Genomic DNA, 26,025 nt, shown 5'->3' on the forward strand with positions numbered 1-26,025 from the left:
CGAATTTCACCAAATCCTTATCCTAGAAATCCTTATCCGTTCTTTTTCGCCTTCACCATCGCTTCTAACATGTCCCACATTTCGGTAGGCAATTGTTCCAGCATATTGAACTCACCTGCTCCTTGGAGCCACTCTCCTCCATCCAAAGTGACCACTTCCCCATTCATATAGGCTGAATAATCGGAAACCAAATAGGCCGCTAAATTAGCAAGCTCTTGATGTTCTCCTACCCTACGAAGCGGAACTTTTTTACGCATATCAAATTTATCCGCTAAATCTCCGGGAAGTAGACGTTCCCAAGCCCCTTGGGTCGGGAAAGGGCCCGGTGCAATTGCATTAAAGCGAATTTGGTATTTTGCCCATTCCACCGCCAGGCTTCGAGTCATCGCAAGAACGCCTGCTTTCGCGCAGGCAGATGGTACGACATACGCCGATCCTGTCCATGCATAGGTGGTGACAATATTTAATACGGTTCCGGGGATCTTATTCTCAATCCAATACTTTCCAACCGATAAGGTGCAGTTTTTGGTGCCTTTGAGCACGATGTCTACTATCGAATCAAATGCGCTGTGGGTAAGGCGCTCTGTAGGAGAAATAAAGTTACCCGCTGCATTGTTGACCAGGACATCAATTTGTCCAAAGCCTTTCACAGCGTCCTGTTGCATTTTCTCCACTTCGTCGTAATTTCGGACATCGCATTTTAAGGCGAGAACGTTTCCACCCGTTTCGTGCTCAAGTTCAAGGGCTGTCTTCTCCAGTTTTTCTAAGTTACGGGAAGTAATTATGACTTTCGCTCCCAGGGTTAGAAAATACCTACTCATCGCCTTTCCAAGGCCACTCCCTCCTCCTGTCACAAGAATTACTTTTCCTTTTAGTGCCTCTTTTTGAAGCATTCCTTCTGTATATTTCATCGTTTTTACTTTAGGTTTGAACTTGTGAATTTAACCAATTTTGTGCAAACCCTTCCGACAGATTGAATTCAACAAATAAGGTTCGCTTTTTGTTAAGGTTCTCTTGGTTAATTTTTCTCGGGGATCCTCCCCTCCTTAACTAGCTCCTTGCCCCTCCTAAAATTTGAATTTGGATTTAAATCGGAAGGATTCCTGTCAATATTTTCTTAAATTTGATCCAAATGAATCGAACTTATGACAAATCCTTTACTAGAAATATTCAAAACCCCATATGAGACCGCACCTTTTGATTTAATTGAAACCAGTGATTTCTTACCTGCGTTTCAAGCCGAGGTAAAAATTGCAGAAAAAGAAATTGATCAAATTGCGCAAAACCCGGAATCTCCTACGTTTTCCAACACGCTCGAGGCGCTTAGCTTCAGTGGGGAAAAACTTGAGGTGATTTCCTCAATCTTTTTTAATTTAAATTCCGCTCAGACCTCTGAAGAACTGCAGAAGACCGCTCAGAGCGTCTCTGTCCTACTCACAGAGTTTTCTGCTAAAATATCGCATAACGAAACGTTGTTTAAGCGAATTCAAACTGTCTATGATGCAAAGCAAACGCGTACGCTTGACCCAGAACAGACCACGCTCTTGGACAAAACCTACAAGGACTTTGTTCGAGGGGGAGCGCTCTTATCCCACTCAGATAAAAAGAAGCTAGAAAACATCAACAAAGATCTTGGGCAAAAGTCCCTAAAATTTGGGGAAAACCTATTGGCCTCAACCCATGCCTACTCAAAGAATCTTCAAGAAGAATCTGCTCTTGAAGGCTTGTCGAAAAGTCAAATTGAGCCCTATGCGATTGAAGCTAAGGAACGAGAAGAAACAGGATATACGATAACCCTGCAGTACCCAAGTTATGTACCTGCGATGACTTACCTAAAAGACCGTGAATTAAGAAAAGAACTCTATTTTGCCAATTCAGCCAAATCATTTGACGATGGAATTTACGACAACCAAAGCTTAATCAAGGAAATAACCGCCTTACGAGAAGAGAAAGCTAAACTCTTAGGGTATGATTCGTTTGCCCAATACGTTCTTGAGGAACGTATGGCGAAAAGCCCAAAAGAAGTTTCAAGCTTTTTGCACGAGCTGCTAACCAAGGCAACACCGTATGCTGAAAAAGAAATTGAAATTTTAAAATCCTATGCGAAAGAGGATGGAATTGAGCCTCTGGAAGCATGGGATCACGCCTACTATGTCGAGAAAAGAAGACAAAAGGAATTGGAAATAAACGAAGAAGAGCTTCGTGATTACTTCCCCTTACAAAGTTCGCTTGAGGCCGTATTTGATCTTGCTCATCGTCTGTTTGGACTTAAAATTGAACTCATAAAAGACATTCCGCTGTACCATCCCGATGTTCAAACGTATCTAGTTAGCGAAAACGGAAAAGAAAAAGCAATCCTTTATACAGATTTTCACCCTCGTAAGGAAAAGCGCTCTGGCGCTTGGATGACGAGTTACAAGAGTCAATTTAAAAAGGGAGCTAGAGAGCAAAGGCCACACATTTCTGTGGTCTGCAATTTCACAAAACCTACACAAACGACTCCTAGCTTACTTACCTTTCAAGAACTCACTACACTTTTTCATGAATTTGGGCATGCGATTCACGGCATTCTGGCCGACACCCATTACCCTAATTTGTCGGGAACCTCAGTCAAATGGGATTTTGTAGAACTTCCTTCTCAATTCTTGGAAAACTATTGTTATGAACCGGAATTTCTTCAATCGTTTGCCAAACATTATAAGACAGGGGAACCCCTTCCTTTAGATCAAATCCAGAAGCTAGCCAAAAGCAAAAGTTTTATGGAGGGCTATCAAACTTTGCGACAAGTAGGATTTGGACTTTTAGATCTTGCCTACCATTCGCTTTCGAGTCCGGTAGACGATGTCAAAACATTTGAAACCAATGCAACGCTAGGCACAAACCTGTACCCAACGCACGAGAAAACGGCTATGAGCCCTGCATTTGCGCATATTTTCCAAGGCGGATATGCCGCAGGGTACTACTCTTACAAGTGGGCAGAAGTTCTCGAAGCCGATGCCTTTGATCTCTTCAAAGAAAAAGGATTGTTTGACCCAGAAACGGCAGCAAAATACAAAAAACTGCTTTCTGCAGGAGGCTCCATTGACCCGATGGTCTTATACAAAAGGTTTCGAGGTCGAGAACCTAAAGTAGAAAGCCTACTAAAAAGAGCATTTGGAACGAACTAGAACGAAAGTCCAGTGGTAGTAGAATTCTATTTTGCTAGCGCTGGACTTTTGCTTCTCGCTTTCGCCAGCAAAGGAATGGAAATGAAACCCATTACAGCCATAATCACGAGTTGAAGGGTATGGGAGATAAACGCGTACGCTAATCCAATTTCTGCACCTTTCTCGAAGGAACCTCCCGCACTTACAAACAAGGCCCCAATACCCAATTTTACGGCGAGGTGAAAAGCACCGATCCCACCGCTGGCAGGAACAATCATCCCAAGGGTCCCAATCACGATAATAAAGAGTCCGTCGGCGGGCGAAAACCCTGCCGTTTCTGGTAACGCAAAACACACAATGTACGCGGCGAGATAATAGCAAATCCAAATTGCAAGAGAATAAAGAAGAAAGAGTCCTGGTCTTCTCAGGCGAAAAATACTTGTCATGCCCTCGATAAGTCCATCTACGATCCCATACAATTTGCTGAAAAATGCAATTGCTTGCAATTTACTGCGAAGACTGAAAAACAAAACTGCTCCAGAAACCAAGATCAAGCCGATCACCAGGATCCAGTAGCCGCTTGAGCTAGATTCTGCACCTTGCTGGCTAAATGCATAGTTGAAAAACGATTGAATTGCATCGTATTTTAAAATCAGGGCTAAACACAGGAAAAGCATCATGCAAAGCAGATCGATTACTCGCTCAAGTATAATGGTACCAAAGGACTGGTCCACGGGTACCTTTTCTACTCCGTACAGTGCGGTGGAACGTGCTAGTTCTCCACTTCTAGGCACCGTAAGGTTCATTAAATAACCAAAAGAAATTGTCCACAAGGCATTGGAATTGGAGATTCTATACCCCATTGGCTCAAGGAGGAGATTCCATCGGATGGCTCGAATCCAATACGCCAACAGTCCAAACACGGCGGCAAATAAAACCCACAAATAATTAGCTTCAGCAAAATACCCTTGAATCGCGTGAATATCAAGACCTCGAAAGGCAAGCCAAAGAAAAAAAACAGCGACTGCCACAGAGATACCGATGGTCACCAAGGTTTTTAATAGCGGAGTTTTTCTTTTCGTTTCCAACTTGTCTGTTCGTTTAGGTTAACAGATTGTTCTGTTCGTTTGGAAAAATAATCTTAGGCTGAAAAGTCTTTGCTTCCTCCGGTGTCATTTGCGCATAGGCAATGATGATCACTATATCGTTCTTCTGTACTTTTCTGGCTGCAGGACCATTAAGACAAATCTCACCGGAATTCCTTTTCCCTTTGATCACATAAGTATCAAAGCGCTCTCCGTTGTTTACATTTACAATGTAGACTCGTTCTCCGACTATGATACCCGAAGCTTCCAAAAGTGCTTCGTCTATCGTAATACTCCCAATATAATCGAGATCGGAGGCCGTAACCCTCACGCGATGAATTTTCGATTTAAATAGTTCAATTAACATAGCCGCAAATTTATTAATTTAATTCTAAAAACCTTTTAAAAATAACCAATTGAATACAAGGCAAATAAGAGAAGCTAACATTACCCATACTGCATAAATTATCTTATTTTGTTATGATTATCACAAACTTTAGGAAAAATAGCTTCATAGTATGCCCTATATTTAATAATTCGCAATTCAAATATCCAATCACAAGTAATATTGAAAACACTGAACAATAGGGTCTTTGGCATAATTTTAGTACCATAAAACACGCATTTAGCAGGGAGGCTTGAATTATCAAGTTTCATTCTTTACCATGCGAAAAATACAATTTTGATGAAATTTTTCAAAAAAATTTGCACAATATGAAAATTGTATTATATTTGCTCTAGTAACAACTAACTTTAAAACAAAATATCGTTATGAACAAGTCTGAACTAATCGACGCGATGGCAAAAGATGCCGGAATTACAAAAGTGTCTGCGAAAGCAGCCTTAGAATCATTCATGTCTAATGTACAATCTACCCTTAAGAAAAAGGATGGGAAAGTTTCCCTAGTAGGTTTCGGTACATTTTCTGTAGCGGAAAGAGCTGCAAGACAAGGAATCAACCCTGCAACAAAAAAACCGATCAAAATTGCAGCGAAAAAAGTAGCAAAATTCAAAGCAGGAGCGGATTTAGCCACTGCGGTTTCTGGTCAAAAGAAGAAATAATCAATTTCGATTCAAAGCAAAGAAGCGAACTCTTTCGGGGTTCGCTTCTTTTTGTTTTAATTCTATAAGAATTTAGGGGGCTAATCGTTCTTGTACCCAATCGCAATGCTCATCTAGCCGGTAAAGAATACGATCATGCAATCGGTTAGGACGTCCTTGCCAGAATTCCATTTCATAAGGTTTTGCTAAATACCCACCCCAATAGCTAGGCCTTTCCACTTGCTTTCCTTCATACTGCTGTTCCAACTTGTGCATTTGGTTCTCCAAGTAATCCCGATCCGGAATAACGGAGCTCTGATTCGATACCAAAGCCCCCAATTGACTTCCTTTGGGTCGTTGAGAGAAATAGCCATCACTTTGACTTTCCGCTACTTTTTCTGCCCTTGCACTAATTAGCACTTGCCTTTCCATTGCCGGCCAAAAAAAATGCAGACTTATTTGAGGATGCTCCTGTATGGCATGTCCTTTCCTACTGTTGTAATTCGTGTAGAACACAAATCCCTCCCAGGTATACTCTTTAAGTAAGACCATTCGAGTCCTAAGGGTCCCATCCGATTCAAGACTCGATACAGCCATAGCATTAGGCTCCGAAAGACTCTCAAGGCTTTGCGCTTCCAAAAACCAAGTCTTGAATTGCTGCATAGGGTTCTTTTCTAATTCAGTCTCCAACAGCTCGGATCTTTTATAATTCTGACGCCAATCGTGTAGATTTTCCATATTATTTTTTACATTTGACTATGAGTTACTCCTACAAAGGTAAAATATTAATTTCCACGCCCGATCTAAGCGGGGATGTTTTTTCCCGATCTTTGGTCCTCTTACTAGAACATACCTCTGACGGGGCATTTGGGCTAATATTAAACAAGAAAAAAGACGAATCATTTTTCATAACGGATTCCTCAGAGGTCACGAAAAATTCAGTCTGGTTCGAGGGGGGTCCTGTGGAACCGGATCGAAAATTCTTTATCATTAAAGGACAAACAGAACAAGAGGACAGTATCTGGATTAACGAGAACTACTATGCCACTGAAAACTATAAATCTATTATTAAAGGAGTTCTCGATGAAGAAATCGACTTACTCAATATCAAGTTCTTCGCAGGATATTCCGGATGGTTTGCTGGACAACTCGAATCTGAAATTGCGCGCAAAGCTTGGACTCCTGTCGATGTGCCTAATTTAGATTACACCGCCAGATACGACGATAATTTGTGGAAAAAACTGATGCAAAAGCTAGGAGGAGATTACCTTTTGTGGGCCAATGCACCTGAGGACATCTCCATGAATTGACTTACTAAACATTAACATTTTTTTAGCAATCCTATGGGGACTTTTTAAGAGAAAATATGGCTTACTTTGTAGTATAAAAATCAGAGTAAGTATCCGTTTTGAGACTTCTTTGAGAGACTTTTAAGCAAAGTTTAAAAACCCGGCAAATGACTTACTAAATGGTTGTTTGTTGGGTTTGTCAATTAAGGACGAACGCAAAGTACTGCCATGAAATAAAACATTTATCCTTTAGTCAAGCATCGATTCTTTCCATTTCTGAATCCATTCTTTAAAACGCAGATTTGAAAATTCCTTGTTTCGAATCTTGCCTACACTGAAAATTCCTTTCTCTTCTGAAATCATAAGAATTTCTTCTGCTTTCTGACTTTCAAATGCGACCAGTTCTGCCTGTTCAATTTGAGCAAGATTGTTTTTATGGATAAAAGTTACAAAGGCCTCCATTAAAGGAGAGATATACGCCCCTTCAGTCTGTTTAGGCACCCGTATCACTTCGTCATTCAATAGCAATAGATTGCCTAAAGTAGAGCGTGCAATGCGTTTGTTGGGATTTAATAAAATCACATCGTCTAAGTCATTTTCAAGAGCGTAAATTTGCCCATAAATGTTCTCGCTGCAATGGACTCGAATGTTGCTTAAGAGATTTGTATTTACATTAATCTCTTTAATCAGATCCATCTTAAGGGGCTGTTGAAGCGAGATCAGCTCCGGAAGCGGTGAAAAGCCAAACCAATATTTTACATCTGCCTTTTCAAGGGGCCCATCACCCGTTTCGCGGTAGACCATAAAATGAATAATGCCTTCTTTAGAATCTTCCTTGAGCAATTCGTTTTGAAAGAGTTCCTGGAAAAATTCAAGCGTATAACTTAAAGGAATTCTCATTCGCATTTTTCGCATCGAGGCCATCAGAAAAAAATAACTCTCTTCTGCAAAGACAAGTTTTGAATTTCGCACAAAAAAAGAAACACTTACTGCATCTCCGTATAAAAAAGCACGCGAAGGCGTGGACGTAGAAAGACCCATATCATTCATATTTATCTAAATAAAGCGAACAAAATTAAGCATTTTAAAGAGGTTTACCGAAAGAATAGACCAAAAAAAAATGAACGAATCACTCGTTCATCTCGTTTCTTACTTCCTCTGCAACTCAGTGAAGGAAAAATATATTCTTATGCAGCTCCTAATTTGATCTGCAAATTTTCGATTAAGTTCTCCCAATAAAGGCGATTCTCATCCTCGTCTCCTTTCTCGCAGAAATCCGTGATATTCAAAGCCAAATCTTCAGTGATCTCGTCAATCACAATGGTCATCTCGAAATAGTTCTTTGTATCCTCATCTTCTTCCCAACGGAAACGTACGAAACTCTCTGGTTTATATCTTATTAGCGTAGCCTTCTCTGCAGGACCGCCACCCCAACTAAAATAAAAATCATCCCCTCTTTCAATCACTTCATCTGCAAACCACTCGGAAAGCCCTTCAGCACTCGCAAGGTATTCGTACAAAATTTCGGAAAGACAGTGCATTGGATATTCATACTGCACTTTCTGCTTGGCCATATTCTATGTTTTCTAATGTGCCGCAATATATAAATTAATTTCTTATTTACACAATAGAAAAAAGATGATTTTTATAGGGTTGAATCTGCCGTTTGATCAAGAGCTTGAAGTAGGATCTTACAGCCCTCTTTAATTTCACTTTCTGAAATCGTTAAGGGTGGAGAAATCCTAAGGTACTCATTGCGATACAATTGCCAAAAAACGATGAGTCCAAGTTCCATACAAGTTTTCGCAACACGTAGGGTAAAGTCGGGATCTTGTAAATTGACTGCGAGCATAAGTCCACGCCCGTTTACATTTTTAATTTTTGGGTGCACGAGCAGACTTCGAAATAGCGATTCTTTGGAGTGCACCTCATCCATCAGACCACTGGTGAGAACTTCACTTAACGTTGCATGGCATGCCGCGGCAATAAGAGGATTTCCTCCAAAGGTGGTAATATGTCCAAGTTTCGGAGAATGCGTAAGAGACTTCATGATTTCTTTTGAACTCATAAAGGCACCAACCGGCACTCCTCCTCCCATTCCTTTGCCCATAGCAAGGATATCTGGCACAATTCCATAATGTTCAAAACTAAAAAGCTTCCCCGTACGTCCAAATCCAGGCTGGATTTCATCTAGGATTAAAAGGGCACCCACTTCTTCGCAGCGCTCTTTTAATTGTCTCAAATACGCGGGCTCTGGCAGCAAAAATCCCGCAGCTCCTTGAATCGTTTCAAGTAAAACACAGGCGGTGCTTTCCGTGATTTTAGTGAGATCTTCTAGGCGGTTAAATTCAATAAACTGCACGAGTGGGAGTAAGGGTCTAAACTCTCTTTTGTGATATTCATTCCCAGAAACAGAAAGCGCTCCGTGGGTATTCCCATGATATGAATTTTTGAAAGAAACAATTTCTTCTCTTCCCGTGTAGCGCTTGGCAAGTTTTAAGCTACCTTCTATTGCTTCAGCTCCAGAATTGACCAAATAGGTCACTTCTAGAGGTTCTGGCGTGGAGTGTGCAAGGAGTTCGCATAGTTGAACCGGCATTTGCTGTGCATACTCCCCGTAGACCATGACATGCAAATATTTATCCGCTTGCATTTTGATGGCCTCGACAATTTTGGGATGAGAATGTCCTAAGGTATTGGCAGAAACACCCGCCACAAAATCAAGGTATTTATTTTCGTTTGTGTCGTAAATATAGGAACCTTCGGCGCGCTCCACCTCAAAGCCAGAGGCAAAAGGAGTTGTTTGTGCTTGGTACTTGAAAAATTCTTTTTGCATGATGCAAATTTCGGAAATATTGCTCTAAAAATGACTATGAAAATTCTGAAATTAGGAGACGAATCATTCAGCAGACTTATTTACGAGTGCGCTTCTCCACCTTGGGTTGGTTTTTCGCATTTTCGTCTCGTCGGCGTAGTTGTGCCTGTTCATAGAGAGAATCATCCGATTCGTATTGAATAGGCTCGTAGTTCGGAGAATCCACAAAGATATCCTTCCACGTTTTTAATCGATCTTTTGTGTTCCAATTAAAGTCAGGAAAAAACCGCTTCTCCTTTGAAATAAAGGACATGGGATAGGTGTCAGATCTCGCTCCTACATTGCAGGAAATCACCTGAACCTGTCTATCTGCAAACAATACTTCAATGGTTCCACACGTAGAAAGCACAACGCCTAGACGTTCCATCTCTTTGGTCTTTTCATCCTCAGAATCCGCATAGGTAATGGCTTGGGCGTTGCCTAACGCTTGTGCCAATTTCACCTCATTATTTTCGTAGTACACGGTAAGGATTCGTCCTTTAATTTGGTTGAACTCATCTTTTAGATTTAGAGAATCTGCTTTGCTAATCGCAAATCCATTTCCAAGGACCTTTATGGAGTCAATTTCTTCGCTTTGGGTATTGAAATAAGCCTCAATCTTATCACCTGTCACTTGTTTAGCCCCACTCCATAGGATCGGATTTCCATTCAGATGAAGAACTCCGTCCGTTTCATCAAATGAGATCGAGTCAGCTCTTGCCTGCGCATTCGACTTAAACATTCGTCCCTTATGGAAGGCGCGTAAATAACTTTTTTTAATGCCGGTGGAATCTAATTTTTGATAAGCTAAAATTCGATCTGCGGAAAAGTACATGGAATCCTCTTTTAAAATCTTAACCGCGTACGGGCTTTCGGTAACCATTGCCGAGTCCTTCTTTTCGTATATTTCTCCATACCCTCCTTTGATATAGCGATTCTCTTGTGGATCGTCCAGCGTTACATTCTCTTTCGCACGTCCAAAACCTGTCAATTGATTATAATACATGGTGTCCCCCGTAAGGACTTTTCCATTGTAATGGATTCTCGAATTTTTATTTAGATAAACTTCCTTGCTGTTCATTAAATACCTTCCCTGCTCTGTGTACACATAATTAGAAGGGTTTTCCTTATTAATCACACGGGTAGGTCCAAAAAACTCAGCCGTATTGGTGTTTTGATATTGTTTGATATTGCTTCCCTCTACCGTATACTCAGGATTGTCAATTTTCACATTCCCAGTGAAATCAATGATTTTTGTAGATACATCGTAGGTGGCAGCATTGGTATACATGATACTTTGGTCACTAATAATCGTACCTCCGGTATTAAAATAGGCCTGGTTAATTCGACGATCATAGTAAAGAGTTTCCGTCTTGATAGTTTGTTTCGGATCCGTCAAAACCACATTTTTTCTTGCGATTCCTCTCTCCGTATTCCCATCGTACTCCATTTCCTTAGCGGTAATCACGGATCCGTCTGCGTTCTCAAGACGAACATTACCAATGGCTTTTACGAAATTTTCGTCCTGATACAAGATGACCTCATCCGCCGTCAGAATAGATCCTTTGTGGGAAAACTTGACATTCCCCGTAAAAAAAGGATTGCCCTCAAATTTCTTTTGGTCTACCTGAAAACGATCCGAATGGACAAGCTGCACATTCTCGGTACTCACCGTTTGCTGCGAGGGCTTGGTAAAAAAAGGGTCTTTCACCAAAGGAGTCTTTGGCTGGGTAGTAATCTGCGCGGTAAAGAACTGGGCACAGATAAGTAAAATAAAAAGGAGCCCTTTTTGCATTATTCTTTTTTCCTACCGTAGAAATAGAGAGAATGTGAGTCAATGGCAACTCCAAAAGCTTCTTCAATGGCCTCTTTAATCCCCTGAATACGTGGGTCACAAAACTCGATTATTTCAGCAATTTCGCGGTCAGAATTCTGTTTGTATATGACAAGATGGTCATGTTGTTTGTCAAAATAAGACTTCTCATAGGAAGAAGACGTTAAAGTCTTCTCTCCAAACTGATGCTTTCGAATAAGTCCAGCGTCTAAAAAGATTTCAATGGTATTGTAAATTGTAGCCTTGGACACATGGTACTTTTTCTGCATCATTAGCAAATACAAATCATCTACATTAAAGTGGTGATCCATATTGTAAATCTCCTCTAAGATCGTATAACGTTCCGGCGTATTTCGAAACCCTTTATCTTGAAGATATTGTTTTAAAACTTCTTTGATAACTTGTTTGTTCGAGTCTGTTTGCTTTGCGTCCATTAATAATAATTGTCTACAAATCTATTAAATTAAATTGAGAGTAGCTCTAAGGAGCCGGCTTCAAAACCAACTGAAAGGTTTAGGCTCTCGTTCCTATTTTAAAGATTTTTTGAATTGATTTGGCTTATCTTTTTAATTCGTACCTTTTGATTCAAAAGAGGCGCAGACTCGACTACCGCGTTGTGTGGAGAGACTCCCCACGCTTTGAAATCATCACTCCCAATCGATTTTACAAAATTATAAATATTGAGTGTAATCTTCTCCTTCACGGTAAGTAGGGTATCGTTGATATAGGTATTATCGATAATCACATACCGAAGATCTGGGGGGATATTATGACCTCGAAGGGAGGGATGCGCACTTCTCGAAGGGATCATGCCTTGTTCCATCAAATCCGCCAGAACACTATCAAAATAATCATTGATACGACGCTCAATCTTAAACCCTAAATAAAAATTCACACTATAAATGGTTCCGGGAACCACCTCTTCTACCGCATACTTGAATGTATAGGGATCTTCCTGGTTAATGATATTCAGGAAAAAATAATGGTCTGCTCTTTTCGGCTGCTTGCGAAGGATCGAATAGATGATTTTAGATTCTATTTCATCTGCTCTTTTTGCTCGACTTAGAAAGGCTAAATTGGTTGCGTATTTGGGAATCGTTTCGTCTAACTTCAAATCCTTAATGACAGGAGCATATTCTCCTAGCTTCACAAATTTGATAAACTTATTTTTAATCTGTCTTCCATTGTACCATGCGTACATTCCAACTCCAATCAATCCCCCTAACACAACAGTGAGCCAACCTCCGTCGAAAAACTTGATCACGTTCGCATAGAAGAATCCAAGCTCAATGGAAAGGTAAACTGTAGCAAACAACACAATTAAAATTTTACTGATTCGATTGCGACGTAACCAAAATAGCAAAAGACAGGTGGTCATGAGCATCGTAATGGTAATGGTAAGACCATAGGCCGCCTCCATCTTACTGGATTCTTTAAAGAATAGCACAACGACGATACACATCAATAGCAAAGTCCAATTGATCTTTGGGATGTACATTTGGCCTTTCACACCGGAGGGGTACTCAATCTTCTGGTTCGGCCAAAAGTTAATGGACATGGCTTCCGAAAACATGGTGAATGAACCTGTAATCACCGCCTGACTTGCAATCACTGCTGCGGCGGTTGCCAATATAACACCAGGAAGTACAAGGTAAGAAGGCATAATTCCAAAGAAAGGATTCATGCCGGATTGCGTCTCATGAATATTGTCTAAAAGCCAAGCCCCTTGACCTAGGTAATTTAAGATTAACATGATTTTTACAAAAACCCAGCTTATTTGAATGTTTTTCTTTCCACAATGGCCTAAGTCTGAATACAAAGCCTCGGCCCCCGTCGTACATAAGAACACCGCGCCCATAATCACAATTGCACTTGGCGAATGCGTGATGAGTTGGTAGGCATAATACGGATTAAATGCTTTTAGAATTTCGATATGATCAAAGAGATGCAATAGTCCAAATCCGCCAAGTGCTAAGAACCAAACGACCATAATCGGACCGAAAAACTTTCCTATTAGACTCGTTCCAAACTGCTGCATTAAAAAAACGACTAGCAAAATCACACAAGTGATCAGAACTACCGGTGTATTTACATTGTATATTTTTAAACCTTCAACCGCTGACATGATGGTTAATGAGGGCGTAATCACACTGTCTGCTACCAGGGTGGCAGCTCCAATCAAGGCTATTATATAAAGCCAAGGTTTCTTCAGTCTTTTCACTAGGGAATAGAGTGCCAAAATACCTCCCTCTCCTTTGTTATCAGCTCTTAGGGCAATAATCACATACTTGATCGTTGTCTGCAGGGTAAGAGTCCAAATAATGCACGAAAGAGCCCCTTCAATGTATTCGTCTAAAGGCAAGGCCGAATCGGCAAATTGAAAGGCATTCACAATCGCCTTCATCACGTACAATGGCGAGGTACCAATATCTCCGAACACAATACCCAGAGAGACAATCACCCCTATAAAGGACAATTTCTTTACATCAAACGATTGACTGGTAGCATTTTGTGACATTTTGAAAAAATTTTGGCAAAGGTAAACTTTTTACGATTGTAAAAAATATCATTGTATAAATGAAAAAACTCTCTTTCGAGAGTTTTTATCTATTTTATGCTTTAATGTACATTGCTTTTTTAAGCTCTTCTTTTACATTCTCTAGTTTCGGGAACCATTCTGAGAAAAGAGCTGCGGAGTAAGGCGCAGGTGCATCTGGAGTCGTGATACGTTTCACTGGAGCATCGAGGTAATCAAACGCTTTCTGTTGTACCATATAAGTGATTTCGGAAGCGACTGAACCGAACGGCCATGCTTCTTCTAAAACAACCAAACGATTGGTTTTCTTTACAGAAGCCAAAACGGTATCATAATCAAGTGGACGTACAGTTCGAAGATCAATTACTTCTACTGAAATTCCTTCTTTTGCTAAATCTTCTGCTGCTTGCATGGCAAGTTTCATGATTTTACCAAAAGAGACAAGGGTTACATCCGTTCCTTCTCTTTTTATATCCGCCTTCCCGATAGGTAAGTAGTACTCTTCTTCTGGGATTTCCATTTTATCTCCGTACATCTGTTCTGATTCCATAAAAATCACCGGATCGTTATCTTGAATGGCTGTTTTTAAAAGCCCCTTCGCATCATACGGATTCGAAGGCACAACGACTTTAAGTCCTGGACAGTTTGCATACCAACTTTCAAAAGCTTGAGAGTGGGTTGCTCCCAATTGACCGGCCGAAGCCGTAGGTCCTCTAAAAACGATTGGACAGTTCCACTGACCCCCGCTCATTTGTCTGATTTTTGCAGCGTTGTTTATAATTTGATCAATCCCTACTAGCGAGAAGTTGAAAGTCATAAATTCCACAATGGGACGATTTCCGTTCATTGCAGCACCTACGGAAATACCTGTAAATCCAAGTTCTGCAATCGGCGTATCAATAATACGTTTTTCTCCGAATTCCTCAAGCATTCCTTTGGAAGCCTTGTAAGCTCCGTTGTATTCTGCCACCTCTTCACCCATTAAGTAAATGGATTCATCCTTACGCATTTCTTCGCTCATTGCCTGCGCAATCACTTCTCTAAAAGTATATTCTGCCATGTCTCGTATTGTTTTTCTGCCGACAAATTTAGTGAATTAAATTATATAAACGGCCAACCCTCCTCCATTTTGAATGAGGTTCGTCCTATCGTAAGTCCAACCGCACTAGAACCAATAAAAGGAAGCTTTTGGTTCGTCAATTTTAATCCACAAAAAATGCGCTCCTAGAAAAGGGCGCATTTTTTTGTTTAACGAAACATGTCGCTTACTTCACCTTGTGCCAAGTTTGTGTACGTCCGATTAGTGAGAACCCAATATACCCTCTTACGTTCAGCTTATCACCGTCTCTTGTAATAGTACATTTGTAGGTTTTCCCTGTTTTAGGGTCCGTGATCGTACCTCCTGTGAATTCAGAACCTGACTTCTTAAGTCCACGAATAATTTCGAGTCCTTCTAACGGCTTATTTTTACGATCGTCGCTGCATTTTACGCAGTTTTTATTTTCCACTTTGCCCAGTAGTTGAGAAATTTTCCCATAGTACTGGCCGTTGGATTTCTTATAAATTTCAACGACGGACTTCGCCACACCGGTTTCGTCGTCTATTGTTTTCCATTTCCCCTCAATTTGAGCGAATGATAAAGTGGCAAAAAACAAAGCTATAAAAGCAAAAAACATTTTTTTCATGACAATATTAATAATTTGTTAAGGTTTGTATAAGTTTGATAAAAGTAATTAAAAAAAGTTAAACTCCAACTATTTTATTATTCACCTCATAAGGTCTTTTCTATCAGAAATGGAAATTCAAAGAATCCAAGAATAGATTTCGTTACTGAATCCGCACTAAATACATTTTTGAAAGTTTTTGAGCCCTCGTTTTGGAGGAAAGAAACTTCAAATTTAATCTTGTAATTCGGTAATCATTTTCTGTTTTAAGGACATGGTACTGCCTGTTGAATCCATCTAAAGACTTCTGATCAATGATAAGTAGATCTCCTGTTTTCAATTTTTCGCTTTCGATACGCTTTGTATTTTGTTTTGTGTAAAAATCAAACGCCCAATATTCACTCCCTTCTAACATAAAAACCTTCTTGGAGTCGAACTCACTTTGATTCACATACTTGGCGAGACTATAACTCCCTTGGTATTTCGTGAGGACAGGATAAAATTGACCGTTTAAATACACATTTAATGCGATAGAAAAAAGCAAAGAGCAAAACAGATACTTTTTGAATAGAGGTTGAACCGAAAAGACTCGAAAGAGCAATATTGCAAACAAAATAGCTCCTACTATCCATAAAACGGTATTTTCTATCCCCGTAAACTCAATGGAAAGCCATGAAACAAGAAGAATAGAAGAGAAAATAACCACCAGTTGTATCGACCAAAGAATTCGAATTTTTCTGTCTTTGGACGTCAAAGATAGCTGACTCAAATAAGAGGCCGTTAAAATTGCAAGGATAGGAATTAACCCGTTTAGGTAATGAGGAAGTTTGAATTTTGAAAAGCTAAAAACGAACATCACGAGCCAAAACCCACCTAAGGTTAGAAATTCCACTCCTCCTTTCTTTCTGAATTTTTCTTTTATCATTTCTTTGGTTCGTTCAAAAACACCAAAATATAATGCGAGAGAAAAAGGTAAAAACACCCACAGTAGCGTATGGAAAAAGAAAATATAATCGGAATTATTCGGAGCAAAACCGTCCCCAGTCATTCGAGAAACACTTTGTCCTAAAAGGATAAATTCAATTCCTTCTCGACCAAATTGATGGTAGTACGCATAAAGGATGGGGCTTAAGCCCAGGAAAAAAGCCAAGGCAGCTATAATCAATTTAGGCGTAAAAAATCGTTTCCATTCTCTGCTATAGAGAAGGTAGGCGAATACACAGAAGGAAATGATGACTAGGGTCATTAGACCTTTGGATGAGAAAGCAATGGCTGCTCCAAAACCCGCCAAAAGATAGCTGCTTAGAGTCTGGGATCGGATTGCTACTACAAACTGCCAAATGGAAAAGACGACAAAACCGGTGAGTACCGCATCGGTACGCACATCGTGCGCAGAGAGAATAATACCCTGCGCAGAGAGAAAAATCAACGCGGCCCAGTGTCCTACTTGAGGAGAACTATAAAGGAGTTCTGCTAATTTCTTACTTGAATAGGCCCCTAGGACCAAACAGAGCAACGCAGGAATTCGATACGCAATTTCACTAATTCCAAAAAGCTTCATGGAAGCTGCTGCCAGCCAAAAATGCATGTGCGGTTTATCCAAATAAGGAAGCTCTCCTTTGTAGATATTTAGGTAGTCTCCATTAAGAACCATTTTCATGGCCATAGATGCATGTTGCGCGGAATCGTTTTGCATCAAGGGAACAAATAGACCCAAAATATACACCAGCGCAAATCCCAAATAGAGAATCGTAAGTTGAGCTTGGCTGAGTTGAACGTTTGAATTCATAGAACTACTAGTTTTTTAGTATTTTTGTGCTTCTTTAAACCTACAAATTTAATCAATCAAAATCAAACCATGAATCCAGCGCTACTATACTCACTCGTTATTCCCATGTACAATGAAAAGGGCAATGCAGGTCTACTTATAGACAAAATTAGACAAGCGATGGGTCCTTATCGTTACGAGCTCATTCTAATTGATGATTTCTCTACCGACCAGACAGTGAAAGAAATTAAGGACAAGAAAGATCCAAACGTAGTTTTGATTGAACTCAGAAAGAATTATGGCCAAAGTTCTGCAATGATGGCCGGATTCGATTTCGCCTCTGGAGATTACATTATTACGCTTGACGGAGATTTACAAAACGACCCAAGCGATATACCTGCTATGATTGAGCTCTTAGAAAATGGTGATTACGATCTAGTGGTCGGAAAAAGACAAAAGAGAAAGGATTCCTCCTTGCGCACAATTCCTTCTAAAATTGCGAATTTCATTATCAAGAACACAACGAAACTGTCCATTTCAGATCAAGGATGTGCTCTAAAAGTTTTTACAAAAGAAACCGCAAAAGAATTAAACCTATACGGTGAAAACCATCGCTTTATTAGTTTAATGGCGCACCTAAACGGGGCAAAAATAGCTGAAATGCCGGTGAAACATCACCCGCGAATTCATGGCGAATCGAAATACGGAATGAATCGTACGTTCAAGGTCATTAACGATCTACTTCTAGTCCTTTTCAATCAAAAATACCTATCTAAACCAATCTATCTATTTGGCAACATTGGACTTCTTGCCTTTACTCTTGGAATGCTCATCAACATTTATCTTGTAATTCTTAAAATTCTAGGCAATGAAATCGGGACTAGGCCTTTGCTTATTTTAGGAGTTTTACTGGTGTTTATTGGGATCCAGTTTTTCACCACAGGAATCGTGGTGGATATGCTAATGAAGACCTACTATGAGTCGCAAAGAAAACGTCCTTTTAACATTCGTAAAATCACACAGTTTGAGGGCAATTAGAATCAATAAGAAGTTAAGTACGGCCTTAAAGCTGCTTATAAGCCTCGGTCTACTCTTTTTAGTACTCAAAAAAATCCCTCTTCACGACCTACTTTCCTTGTGGACAAAAATTGAATATGAGTACCTTTTCTTAGGAGCACTTTTGTTTCTAGCTTCTCAAATTTTGTCCGCGAAACGCCTCGATTATTACTTTAAAGCCCATGGCTTTTCCCTTTCTTTCAGAAGCAACCTAGAGCTCTATTTTCTTGGCATGTTCTATAATTTTTTCATCCCGGGTGGAATCGGTGGCGATGCCTATAAGGTCTATCTCTTAAACAAAAAGTTCCAATGGAATTTGAAAAAACTCACCTTTAGTGTGTTAAATGATCGAATTAGTGGGCTCGTAGCACTACTAGGACTTGGTATTTTCATTACTCTACTGCTCTTCAAAACGTACTGGGTTTTCCTTCTCTTGCTGCTAATCGTAGGGCTTATAGTCTACTATTATATTTTAAAACAGTTCTTCCCTTCCTTTCAATCTCTCTTTGCAAAAGGACTTCTTTTTTCACTTGGGATCCAAACCTTGCAGGCAATTAGTTTCATTCTTCTGCTTAAGTGTCTGGGAGTTACTACAAACTTCTTACCCTATGCACTCCTGTTTTTAGCGAGCTCTGTGCTTAGTCTGATTTCGTTTGCGGGAATTGGAATTCGTGAGATGCTCTTTTTAAAGGCCTCCACTTATTTTCATTTGGATGTAACACAAAGTGTGTCGGCCTCTTTATTATTTACTGTGGTCACCGCTTTTTTTGCTTTAATTGGAATCGTTTTTCAGCTAAGAAGCTTAAATTTGAAAACCAACTCATCACTATGAATTTCATCAAAAATAATTTAGCCAATGGCTTCACTCTAGCCAATCTTTTCTCAGGTTGCATTGGAATTGTACATTTGTTTCAAGGTCAGTACGAGATTACGGCAATCTGCATTTTGCTTTCTTTGCTATTTGATTTTTTCGACGGCTTTGTCGCAAGGCTTCTAAAGGCAAATTCCGAATTGGGAGTGCAACTTGATTCTCTTGCTGACATGGTAAGTTTTGGCTTTTTACCTGGGGTTGCGATGTATAAATTATTGGAAGGTTACACACTTACGCTAGGTAGTGACGTTGTTTTTGAGCTTTCCTATTTTGGGTTTTTCATCACCTTAATGTCCTGCTTACGGCTTGCGATTTTTAATTTGGACGATTCCCAAAGCTATCATTTCGTGGGCTTAAACACGCCGACAAATACCCTCTTGATATTTGGACTGTACTATACCTTCCAAACTCAAAATTCCTTTCTAGATGCGCTGAACGCTCCTTGGATTTTGGTAGGACTAACTGCTCTTAGTTCCTATTTGCTTGTCAGCCCTATCAAAATGTTTGCTTTAAAATTTAAATCTTTTACTCTAGGAGACAATCTTCCTAAAATACTACTACTATTGGGAAGCATTGCCCTACTTCTACTTTTTAAAACAGTAGGAATTCCACTGATTGTAGTTTACTATATTGTCTTGTCGCTAGCCTTTCAGAAAACCATGAACTAGGTACTACCTATTCCATTTTAAAAACAATTTATGAATCTAAAACTACATAAACCCCTATGCATCTTTGATCTGGAAACCACTGGAATCAACATCAGTAAAGACCGAATCGTTGAAATTTGCATCTTAAAAGTGAATCCAGATGGGTCCAGAGAATCAAAAACCTGGCTTGTCAATCCTCAAATGCCGATTCCTAAAGAAGCCACGGAAGTGCATGGCATCTCAGACGAAAGGGTGAAGGAATCTCCCATATTTAAAGAACTTGCCCCTGCCATTGCAGAGATGATCTCTGGGTGCGATCTTGGAGGTTTCAATTCGAATCGCTTTGATGTTCCCCTACTAATGGAGGAGCTTCTACGGTGCGAAATGGATGTAGATTTGACCAAAATGAGACTCGTGGATGCCCAAACTATTTTCCATAAGATGGAACCACGAAATCTCGCGGCCGCCTATAAATTTTACTGTGGAAAAACCCTAGAGAACGCACACTCAGCAGAAGCAGATACGCTTGCAACTTTTGAAATTTTAGACGCCCAAGTGGCAAAATACGACGAACTCTCTAATGAAATCGCAGGCATCAGCGAATTCTCATCCTACCATAAGTTTGCAGACTTGGCAGGATTTATTGCATACGACAAGGATGAACAGGAGATCTTTACCTTTGGCAAATACAAAGGACAACGCGTAAAGGAAGTATTCCAAAGGGATATTGGGTATTACGGTTGGATTCAAAATGCGGACTTTCCACTTTACACAAAAAAGACTTTAACCGCCATTCAATTAAAAGCTAAATTCTAAAACCAATTCAAATGAAAATAATCTGTGTTGGAAGAAACTACAAAAACCACGCAAAGGAACTTGGAAATGAAGTGCCTACCCAGCCTGTATTATTCCTTAAACCAGACACTGCGCTTTTAAAAGGAAATGAATTCTACATTCCAGAGTTCACAAAGGATCTTCATTACGAACTAGAAGTGGTGGTGAAAATTTCAAAAGTGGGTAAATACATTCAACAGGAGAACGCACATAAACATTATGAAGAAATTGGACTTGGAATTGACTTTACGGCCAGAGACCTTCAAAGTGAATTAAAAGCCAAAGGGCTGCCGTGGGAAATTTCCAAAGGCTTTGACGGTTCGGCGGTGGTCAGCACCTTCTTTAAGAAAGAAAATTACGCACTTACTGATCTGAATTTTTCACTTTTGAAAAATGGACAGCAAGTTCAAAAGGGAAATACAAGCTCGATGCTTTTTGAAGTAGATGAACTGATCGCATACGCCTCAAAGTTTTTCACTTTACGCGTCGGAGATTTACTCTTTACAGGCACGCCAGAGGGTGTGGGTCCTGTAGTCGAAAGCGATTATTTAGAAGGATATCTTGAATCTGAAAAACTTTTAGATTTAAGAATATCCTAAGACGCGACTGCTTATTAACGCCGTCATATTAAAAATAGAATGCCTGCAAATAATTTGCAGGCATTCTAAATATAGGGATAAAAGAAAGTCTCTTATGCTTGTACGTTGTTGTTTTGTCCAACTACGAAAGGCTCTACTTCTTTGATCTCACCGTATTGTTGTTCGTAGCTAGTGATATTCTGTTGCAAAGCAGCAAGAACTCTTTTTGCATGCAAAGGAGCAAGAATCACTCTTGATCTTACGTTTGCTTGTTGAACACCTGGCATTAATTGAATAAAATCAAGAACAAACTCCGAAGGAGAATGGTTTACAAGCGCTAGGTTACAATATACACCTTGTGCTACCATCTCGTTTAGTTGAATGTTTACATTTCCGTCTTGTGGATTTTGATTGTTGTCCATTTTCTATTTTTTGTTAAGTTTAAATTTCAAAGTTTCAGGTTTACAAAGTTAACATTTAACCCGAAACCTGAAACTTGAAACTTATTAAATTTAATTTAAATCTTCGAATTCTTTCTTAGATCCGACAATCACATTTTGATACTCTTTAAGTCCAGTACCTGCAGGGATTCTATGCCCTACAATAACGTTTTCTTTAAGACCATTTAATGCGTCTACCTTACCAGAAACTGCCGCTTCGTTAAGAACTTTGGTCGTTTCCTGGAAGGAAGCTGCCGACATGAAAGATTTGGTTTGCAATGCCGCTCTCGTAATCCCCTGAAGAACAGGAGTTGCGGTCGCAGGAAGAGCTTCTCTCACTTCAACGAGTTCAAGATCTTCACGTTTTAGCTTCGAATTCTCGTCTCTTAATTCTCTTGCGGTAATCATCTGACCTGGCTTAAATTCTTTCGAATCTCCTGCTTCCGTCACGACTTTCATACCAAAGATACGGTTGTTCTCTTCTAAGAAATCAAATTTATGCTCTAAAGCTCCTTCTAGGAATTGAGTGTCACCACCATCCACGATAGAAACTTTGGTCATCATTTGTCTCACGATAATCTCGAAATGTTTGTCATCGATCTTCACCCCTTGCAGACGATATACTTCTTGAATTTCATTCACTAAGTATTCTTGAACTGCGGTTGGGCCTTTGATCTTAAGGATATCGTCTGGTGTCACCGATCCGTCGGAAAGTGGTGAACCTGCACGTACAAAGTCATTCTCCTGCACCAAGATCTGGTTGGAAAGTTTCACTAAGTAAATTCTACGTTCTCCTGTTTTCGCCTCTACGATCAGTTCTCGGTTCCCTCTTTTGATCTTACCATAGGAAACAACCCCGTCGATTTCCGTTACTACGGCTGGATTCGATGGATTTCTTGCTTCAAAAAGTTCGGTCACCCTTGGTAAACCACCTGTAATATCCCCAGATTTTGCTGATTTTCTAGGAATCTTGATTAGGACTTTACCTGCTTTAATCTTCTCACCGTCGTTCACCATAAGGTGGGCTCCTGCAGGAAGGTTATACGCTTTAAGTTCTTCTCCTTTCGTATCTACTACTCGAAGAGTTGGTACTGCCTTTTTATTTCTAGATTCAGAAATTACTTTTTCTTCGAATCCGGTTTGTTCGTCAATCTCAAGTTGGAATGAAATACCTTGAATAATATCTTCATACTCTACTTTCCCTGCAGATTCTGCAATGATTACCGCATTATACGGATCCCACTTGGCTAGAACATCTCCTTTTTTCACTTTCGCACCTGGCGTTACCGTTAAAGAAGCACCGTAAGGAAGGTTCGCGACCATTAATGGCGTACGAATCGCACTGTCAGCAACCAAACGCAGTTCCGTGGAACGCGATACTACCACTTCGTGCTTTTCTCCAAATTCATTTTCAGAAGTAACAGTTCTTACTTCGTCCATTTCTACGATACCGTCTCTTTTCGCAACGATAGAAGGATTTTCGGACACGTTCCCTGCAGTTCCCCCCTGGTGGAAAGTTCTTAAGGTCAACTGTGTACCTGGTTCCCCAATGGATTGTGCTGCGATAACTCCTACGGCTTCTCCCATATGAATGGCTTTACCGGTAGCAAGATTTCGTCCGTAACATTTCGCACAGATTCCTCTTTTTGCTTCACAAGTTAATGGAGAACGAACCTCAACGGCATCGATCCCTGCGGCTTCGATTCCTTTTGCGATCGGTTCCGTAATAATTTCATCCGCATTGGCAATCAGTTCGTCTGTTTCTGGATGATAAACATCGTGTAGAGATACTCTACCTAAAACACGCTCTGAAATACGTTCTACGATTTCGTCGTTCTTTTTCAATGCAGAAACTTCAGTTCCTCTTAACGTACCACAATCAACCTCAGTAACAATTACGTCCTGCGCAACGTCCACGAGTCTTCTTGTTAAGTACCCAGCATCCGCTGTTTTTAGTGCGGTATCCGCAAGACCCTTACGAGCACCGTGAGTTGAGATAAAGTATTCTAGAATTGAAAGTCCTTCCTTAAAGTTTGCTACAATCGGGTTTTCAATAATTTCCGCTCCTGTAGATCCTGCTTTCTGAGGTTTCGCCATAAGTCCTCTCATTCCTGAAAGCTGACGAATCTGTTCTTTCGATCCCCTCGCACCGGAGTCAAGCATCATGTAAACGGAATTGAATCCGCCTTGATCGCTCTTCATTCGGCTCATAATCATTTCTGTAAGTCCCGCATTTGTATTGGTCCATACGTCAATTACCTGGTTGTAACGTTCTGTATCCGTAATAAGACCCATGTTGTAGTTGGCCTTAATTTCATCCACGTTCTCCACGGCTTGCGCAATCATGGTTTTCTTTTCCTCTGGAATTACGATATCTCCAAGGGAGAAGGATAGACCTCCTTTAAATGCATTCGCATATCCAAGGTCCTTCATATCGTCAAGGAATTGAACGGTGGTTGGGAAATCAGTTTCGTCAAGAATACGACCAATTACGTTTCTTAAAGATTTCTTCGTTAAAAGTTCATTCACAAAACCAACTTCTTTTGGCACAATTTGATTAAACAAAATACGACCTACGGTAGTTTCTGTTAATCGAGTCACAAGTTGATCTTCTTCTTTCACCGGTACACGACATCTTACTTTCGCATTTAACGAAACTTTTCCTTCGTTGTAGGCAATTTCTGCTTCTTCCGATGAATAGAAGGCAAGACCTTCACCTTTTACAGGTTTCTCTTTTGTGGAAGCTAGTTCTTTCGTCATGAAATATAGACCAAGAACCATGTCCTGAGACGGTACTGTAATAGGAGAACCGTTTGCTGGATTCAGAATGTTCTGAGACCCAAGCATAAGAAGTTGAGCTTCTAAAATAGCTTCCGGTCCAAGAGGTAAGTGAACCGCCATCTGGTCCCCGTCAAAGTCGGCGTTGAAGGCCGTTGTTACTAGCGGGTGCAATTGAATGGCTTTTCCTTCAATCATCTTAGGTTGGAAGGCTTGAATACCTAAACGGTGAAGAGTCGGTGCACGGTTAAGTAGCACAGGGTGACCTTTCATTACGTTTTCAAGGATATCATATACCACTGGCTCTTTACGATCAATGATACGTTTTGCAGATTTTACTGTTTTTACAATACCTCTCTCAATTAGTTTTCTAATGATAAACGGTTTGTAAAGTTCGGCTGCCATGTCTTTTGGAAGTCCACATTCGTGCAGTTGCAGATTTGGACCTACGACGATTACAGAACGAGCAGAATAATCCACCCTTTTTCCTAAAAGGTTTTGACGGAAACGTCCTTGTTTTCCTTTTAAGGAATCAGAAAGGGATTTTAAAGGTCTGTTAGACTCTGATTTTACCGCTGAAGATTTTCTTGTGTTATCGAATAAAGAATCCACCGCTTCTTGCAGCATTCTTTTTTCGTTTCTTAAGATTACTTCTGGAGCTTTAATTTCTAGAAGCCTTTTTAGACGGTTATTTCTAATAATAACTCTTCTATAAAGGTCGTTTAGATCGGAAGTCGCAAAACGCCCTCCGTCTAGCGGCACCAAAGGTCTTAATTCTGGTGGAATCACAGGAAGCACTCTCATGATCATCCATTCTGGACGGTTGATCATTCTTGTATTTGCACCTCTTAAAGCTTCGACCACGTTCAGTCTCTTTAAAGCTTCTGTACGCCTTTGTTTAGAACCTTCGTTGTGAGCTTTGTGTCTCAAATCAAAAGACAAAGCATCCAGATCAATTCTTCTTAGAAGTTCCTCAACAGCCTCTGCACCCATTTTCGCGATAAACTTATTAGGGTCCGCGTCATCTAGGTAATTGTTATCTGGGGGAAGGGTCTCTAAGATATCAAGATATTCTTCTTCTGTTAAGAATTGCTTGTCTTCGAAATCAGATCCATCCGCATTCTTAGCAATCCCTTGTTGAATTACTACGTAACGTTCATAGTAAATAATCATGTCTAATTTCTTAGACGGAAGTCCAAGAAGGTATCCAATTTTATTTGGAAGGGAACGGAAATACCAGATGTGCGCAACAGGGACTACTAAATTAATATGGCCAATTCGCTCTCTACGTACTTTTTTCTCCGTCACTTCAACCCCGCATCGATCACAAACAATTCCTTTGTAACGGATACGTTTGTATTTACCACATGCACATTCGTAGTCTTTGATTGGACCAAAAATCTTTTCACAGAAAAGTCCATCACGTTCTGGCTTATGCGTCCGGTAATTGATCGTTTCTGGCTTTAAAATCTCACCTCTTGATTCTTGGAGGATCGATTCGGGTGAAGCCAGACCGATTGTGATTTTGGTAAATCTACTTGATTTATTTTTATTTGACATTTGTTCGATTTTAGATTTTAGATTTTAATTTTTGACTATTCTCT

Annotated in this window: 23 protein-coding genes; 8 read left to right on the plus strand and 15 right to left on the minus strand. The window is 40.1% G+C overall.

All coding sequences use genetic code 11. From position 1 onward, the window contains the following. Positions 1-32: 32 nt before the first annotated feature. The gene (locus ACX3PZ_RS01135; RefSeq protein WP_459084652.1) at positions 33-911 is read right to left on the minus strand and encodes an SDR family oxidoreductase; all 879 of its coding nucleotides are present in this window, start codon (positions 909-911) and stop codon (positions 33-35) included. Between the two features lie 234 nt (positions 912-1,145). Here ACX3PZ_RS01135 and ACX3PZ_RS01140 point away from each other — a divergent pair, with 234 nt between their 5' ends. Beyond that, a complete protein-coding gene (locus tag ACX3PZ_RS01140) occupies positions 1,146-3,167 on the plus strand; it encodes a M3 family metallopeptidase (protein ID WP_459111824.1) in 2,022 nt (673 codons plus the stop codon). 26 nt (positions 3,168-3,193) lie between these two features. Here ACX3PZ_RS01140 and ACX3PZ_RS01145 read toward each other — a convergent pair whose 3' ends face one another. Together ACX3PZ_RS01145 and panD are read right to left on the minus strand one after the other, a co-directional pair. Continuing rightward, the gene (locus tag ACX3PZ_RS01145) at positions 3,194-4,234 is read right to left on the minus strand and encodes a lysylphosphatidylglycerol synthase transmembrane domain-containing protein (protein WP_459084654.1); all 1,041 of its coding nucleotides are present in this window, start codon (positions 4,232-4,234) and stop codon (positions 3,194-3,196) included. Positions 4,235-4,247: 13 nt separating this feature from the next. Further along, positions 4,248-4,598 (minus strand): aspartate 1-decarboxylase, encoded by a 351-nt coding sequence (gene panD, locus ACX3PZ_RS01150; protein ID WP_459111825.1) that lies wholly within the window; start codon positions 4,596-4,598, stop codon positions 4,248-4,250. Between the two features lie 404 nt (positions 4,599-5,002). On the opposite strand from panD, the gene ACX3PZ_RS01155 reads away from it, so the two are divergent. Next, positions 5,003-5,293 carry an HU family DNA-binding protein gene (locus ACX3PZ_RS01155; protein ID WP_459084656.1) on the plus strand — a complete coding sequence of 97 codons (291 nt, stop codon included), beginning with the start codon at positions 5,003-5,005 and terminating at the stop codon, positions 5,291-5,293. A gap of 72 nt (positions 5,294-5,365) precedes the next feature. Here ACX3PZ_RS01155 and pdxH read toward each other — a convergent pair whose 3' ends face one another. After that, entirely contained in the window at positions 5,366-6,010 is a 645-nt protein-coding gene (gene pdxH / locus ACX3PZ_RS01160) for a pyridoxamine 5'-phosphate oxidase (RefSeq protein WP_459084658.1), read from the minus strand. A 20-nt stretch (positions 6,011-6,030) separates the two neighbouring features. Between pdxH and ACX3PZ_RS01165 the strand changes: the two genes are divergently transcribed. Further along, complete coding sequence (locus ACX3PZ_RS01165; RefSeq protein WP_459084659.1) at positions 6,031-6,582, plus strand: YqgE/AlgH family protein; 552 nt, start codon at positions 6,031-6,033, stop codon at positions 6,580-6,582. Between the two features lie 228 nt (positions 6,583-6,810). Here the strand turns inward: ACX3PZ_RS01165 and ACX3PZ_RS01170 are convergent, their stop codons facing one another. The 9 genes from ACX3PZ_RS01170 to ACX3PZ_RS01210 all read right to left on the minus strand — a co-directional run bounded on the left by ACX3PZ_RS01170 (position 6,811) and on the right by ACX3PZ_RS01210 (position 17,238). Then, on the minus strand, positions 6,811-7,602 hold the full coding sequence (locus ACX3PZ_RS01170; RefSeq protein ID WP_459084660.1) for an aminotransferase class IV: 792 nt from the start codon (positions 7,600-7,602) through the stop codon (positions 6,811-6,813). Positions 7,603-7,748: 146 nt separating this feature from the next. Beyond that, a complete protein-coding gene (locus ACX3PZ_RS01175; RefSeq protein ID WP_459084661.1) occupies positions 7,749-8,135 on the minus strand; it encodes an START-like domain-containing protein in 387 nt (128 codons plus the stop codon). A 71-nt stretch (positions 8,136-8,206) separates the two neighbouring features. Further along, positions 8,207-9,397 carry an aspartate aminotransferase family protein gene (locus tag ACX3PZ_RS01180; RefSeq protein WP_459111826.1) on the minus strand — a complete coding sequence of 397 codons (1,191 nt, stop codon included), beginning with the start codon at positions 9,395-9,397 and terminating at the stop codon, positions 8,207-8,209. A 76-nt stretch (positions 9,398-9,473) separates the two neighbouring features. Then, on the minus strand, positions 9,474-11,210 hold the full coding sequence (locus ACX3PZ_RS01185) for an OstA-like protein (protein ID WP_459111827.1): 1,737 nt from the start codon (positions 11,208-11,210) through the stop codon (positions 9,474-9,476). Next, entirely contained in the window at positions 11,210-11,683 is a 474-nt protein-coding gene (locus ACX3PZ_RS01190) for a Fur family transcriptional regulator (protein WP_459084664.1), read from the minus strand. The genes ACX3PZ_RS01185 and ACX3PZ_RS01190 overlap by 1 nt, the downstream gene beginning before the upstream one ends. A 98-nt stretch (positions 11,684-11,781) precedes the next feature. Further along, entirely contained in the window at positions 11,782-13,767 is a 1,986-nt protein-coding gene (locus ACX3PZ_RS01195) for a KUP/HAK/KT family potassium transporter (protein ID WP_459111828.1), read from the minus strand. 94 nt (positions 13,768-13,861) lie between these two features. After that, positions 13,862-14,845 carry a pyruvate dehydrogenase complex E1 component subunit beta gene (locus ACX3PZ_RS01200; protein ID WP_459084666.1) on the minus strand — a complete coding sequence of 328 codons (984 nt, stop codon included), beginning with the start codon at positions 14,843-14,845 and terminating at the stop codon, positions 13,862-13,864. 205 nt (positions 14,846-15,050) lie between these two features. Further along, on the minus strand, positions 15,051-15,470 hold the full coding sequence (locus tag ACX3PZ_RS01205) for a DUF2147 domain-containing protein (RefSeq protein ID WP_459084667.1): 420 nt from the start codon (positions 15,468-15,470) through the stop codon (positions 15,051-15,053). A gap of 142 nt (positions 15,471-15,612) precedes the next feature. Beyond that, the gene (locus ACX3PZ_RS01210) at positions 15,613-17,238 is read right to left on the minus strand and encodes an ArnT family glycosyltransferase (protein WP_459084668.1); all 1,626 of its coding nucleotides are present in this window, start codon (positions 17,236-17,238) and stop codon (positions 15,613-15,615) included. Between the two features lie 69 nt (positions 17,239-17,307). Here ACX3PZ_RS01210 and ACX3PZ_RS01215 point away from each other — a divergent pair, with 69 nt between their 5' ends. The 5 genes from ACX3PZ_RS01215 to ACX3PZ_RS01235 are packed head-to-tail and all read left to right on the plus strand — an operon-like array spanning position 17,308 to position 21,224. Then, positions 17,308-18,255, plus strand: a complete 948-nt coding sequence (locus ACX3PZ_RS01215) for a glycosyltransferase family 2 protein (RefSeq protein WP_459084669.1) — start codon at positions 17,308-17,310, stop codon at positions 18,253-18,255. Continuing rightward, the gene (locus tag ACX3PZ_RS01220; protein ID WP_459084670.1) at positions 18,242-19,105 is read left to right on the plus strand and encodes a lysylphosphatidylglycerol synthase transmembrane domain-containing protein; all 864 of its coding nucleotides are present in this window, start codon (positions 18,242-18,244) and stop codon (positions 19,103-19,105) included. Before ACX3PZ_RS01215 ends, ACX3PZ_RS01220 begins: the two co-directional genes overlap by 14 nt. Further along, complete coding sequence (locus ACX3PZ_RS01225) at positions 19,102-19,812, plus strand: CDP-alcohol phosphatidyltransferase family protein (RefSeq protein ID WP_459111829.1); 711 nt, start codon at positions 19,102-19,104, stop codon at positions 19,810-19,812. Before ACX3PZ_RS01220 ends, ACX3PZ_RS01225 begins: the two co-directional genes overlap by 4 nt. 30 nt (positions 19,813-19,842) lie before the next feature. Beyond that, positions 19,843-20,607: an exonuclease domain-containing protein gene (locus ACX3PZ_RS01230; RefSeq protein WP_459111830.1), complete on the plus strand. Its 765-nt coding sequence runs from the start codon at positions 19,843-19,845 to the stop codon at positions 20,605-20,607. Positions 20,608-20,618: 11 nt separating this feature from the next. After that, a complete protein-coding gene (locus ACX3PZ_RS01235; RefSeq protein ID WP_459084674.1) occupies positions 20,619-21,224 on the plus strand; it encodes a fumarylacetoacetate hydrolase family protein in 606 nt (201 codons plus the stop codon). A 92-nt stretch (positions 21,225-21,316) separates the two neighbouring features. Here the strand turns inward: ACX3PZ_RS01235 and ACX3PZ_RS01240 are convergent, their stop codons facing one another. Both ACX3PZ_RS01240 and rpoC read right to left on the minus strand, forming a co-directional pair. Beyond that, positions 21,317-21,625: a DUF3467 domain-containing protein gene (locus tag ACX3PZ_RS01240; protein ID WP_459084675.1), complete on the minus strand. Its 309-nt coding sequence runs from the start codon at positions 21,623-21,625 to the stop codon at positions 21,317-21,319. A 90-nt stretch (positions 21,626-21,715) separates the two neighbouring features. Further along, a complete protein-coding gene (gene rpoC / locus ACX3PZ_RS01245; protein ID WP_459111831.1) occupies positions 21,716-25,981 on the minus strand; it encodes a DNA-directed RNA polymerase subunit beta' in 4,266 nt (1,421 codons plus the stop codon). Between the last annotated feature and the right edge of the window lie 44 nt (positions 25,982-26,025).

The sequence above is a fragment of the Chryseobacterium sp. A321 genome, assembly GCF_054489265.1.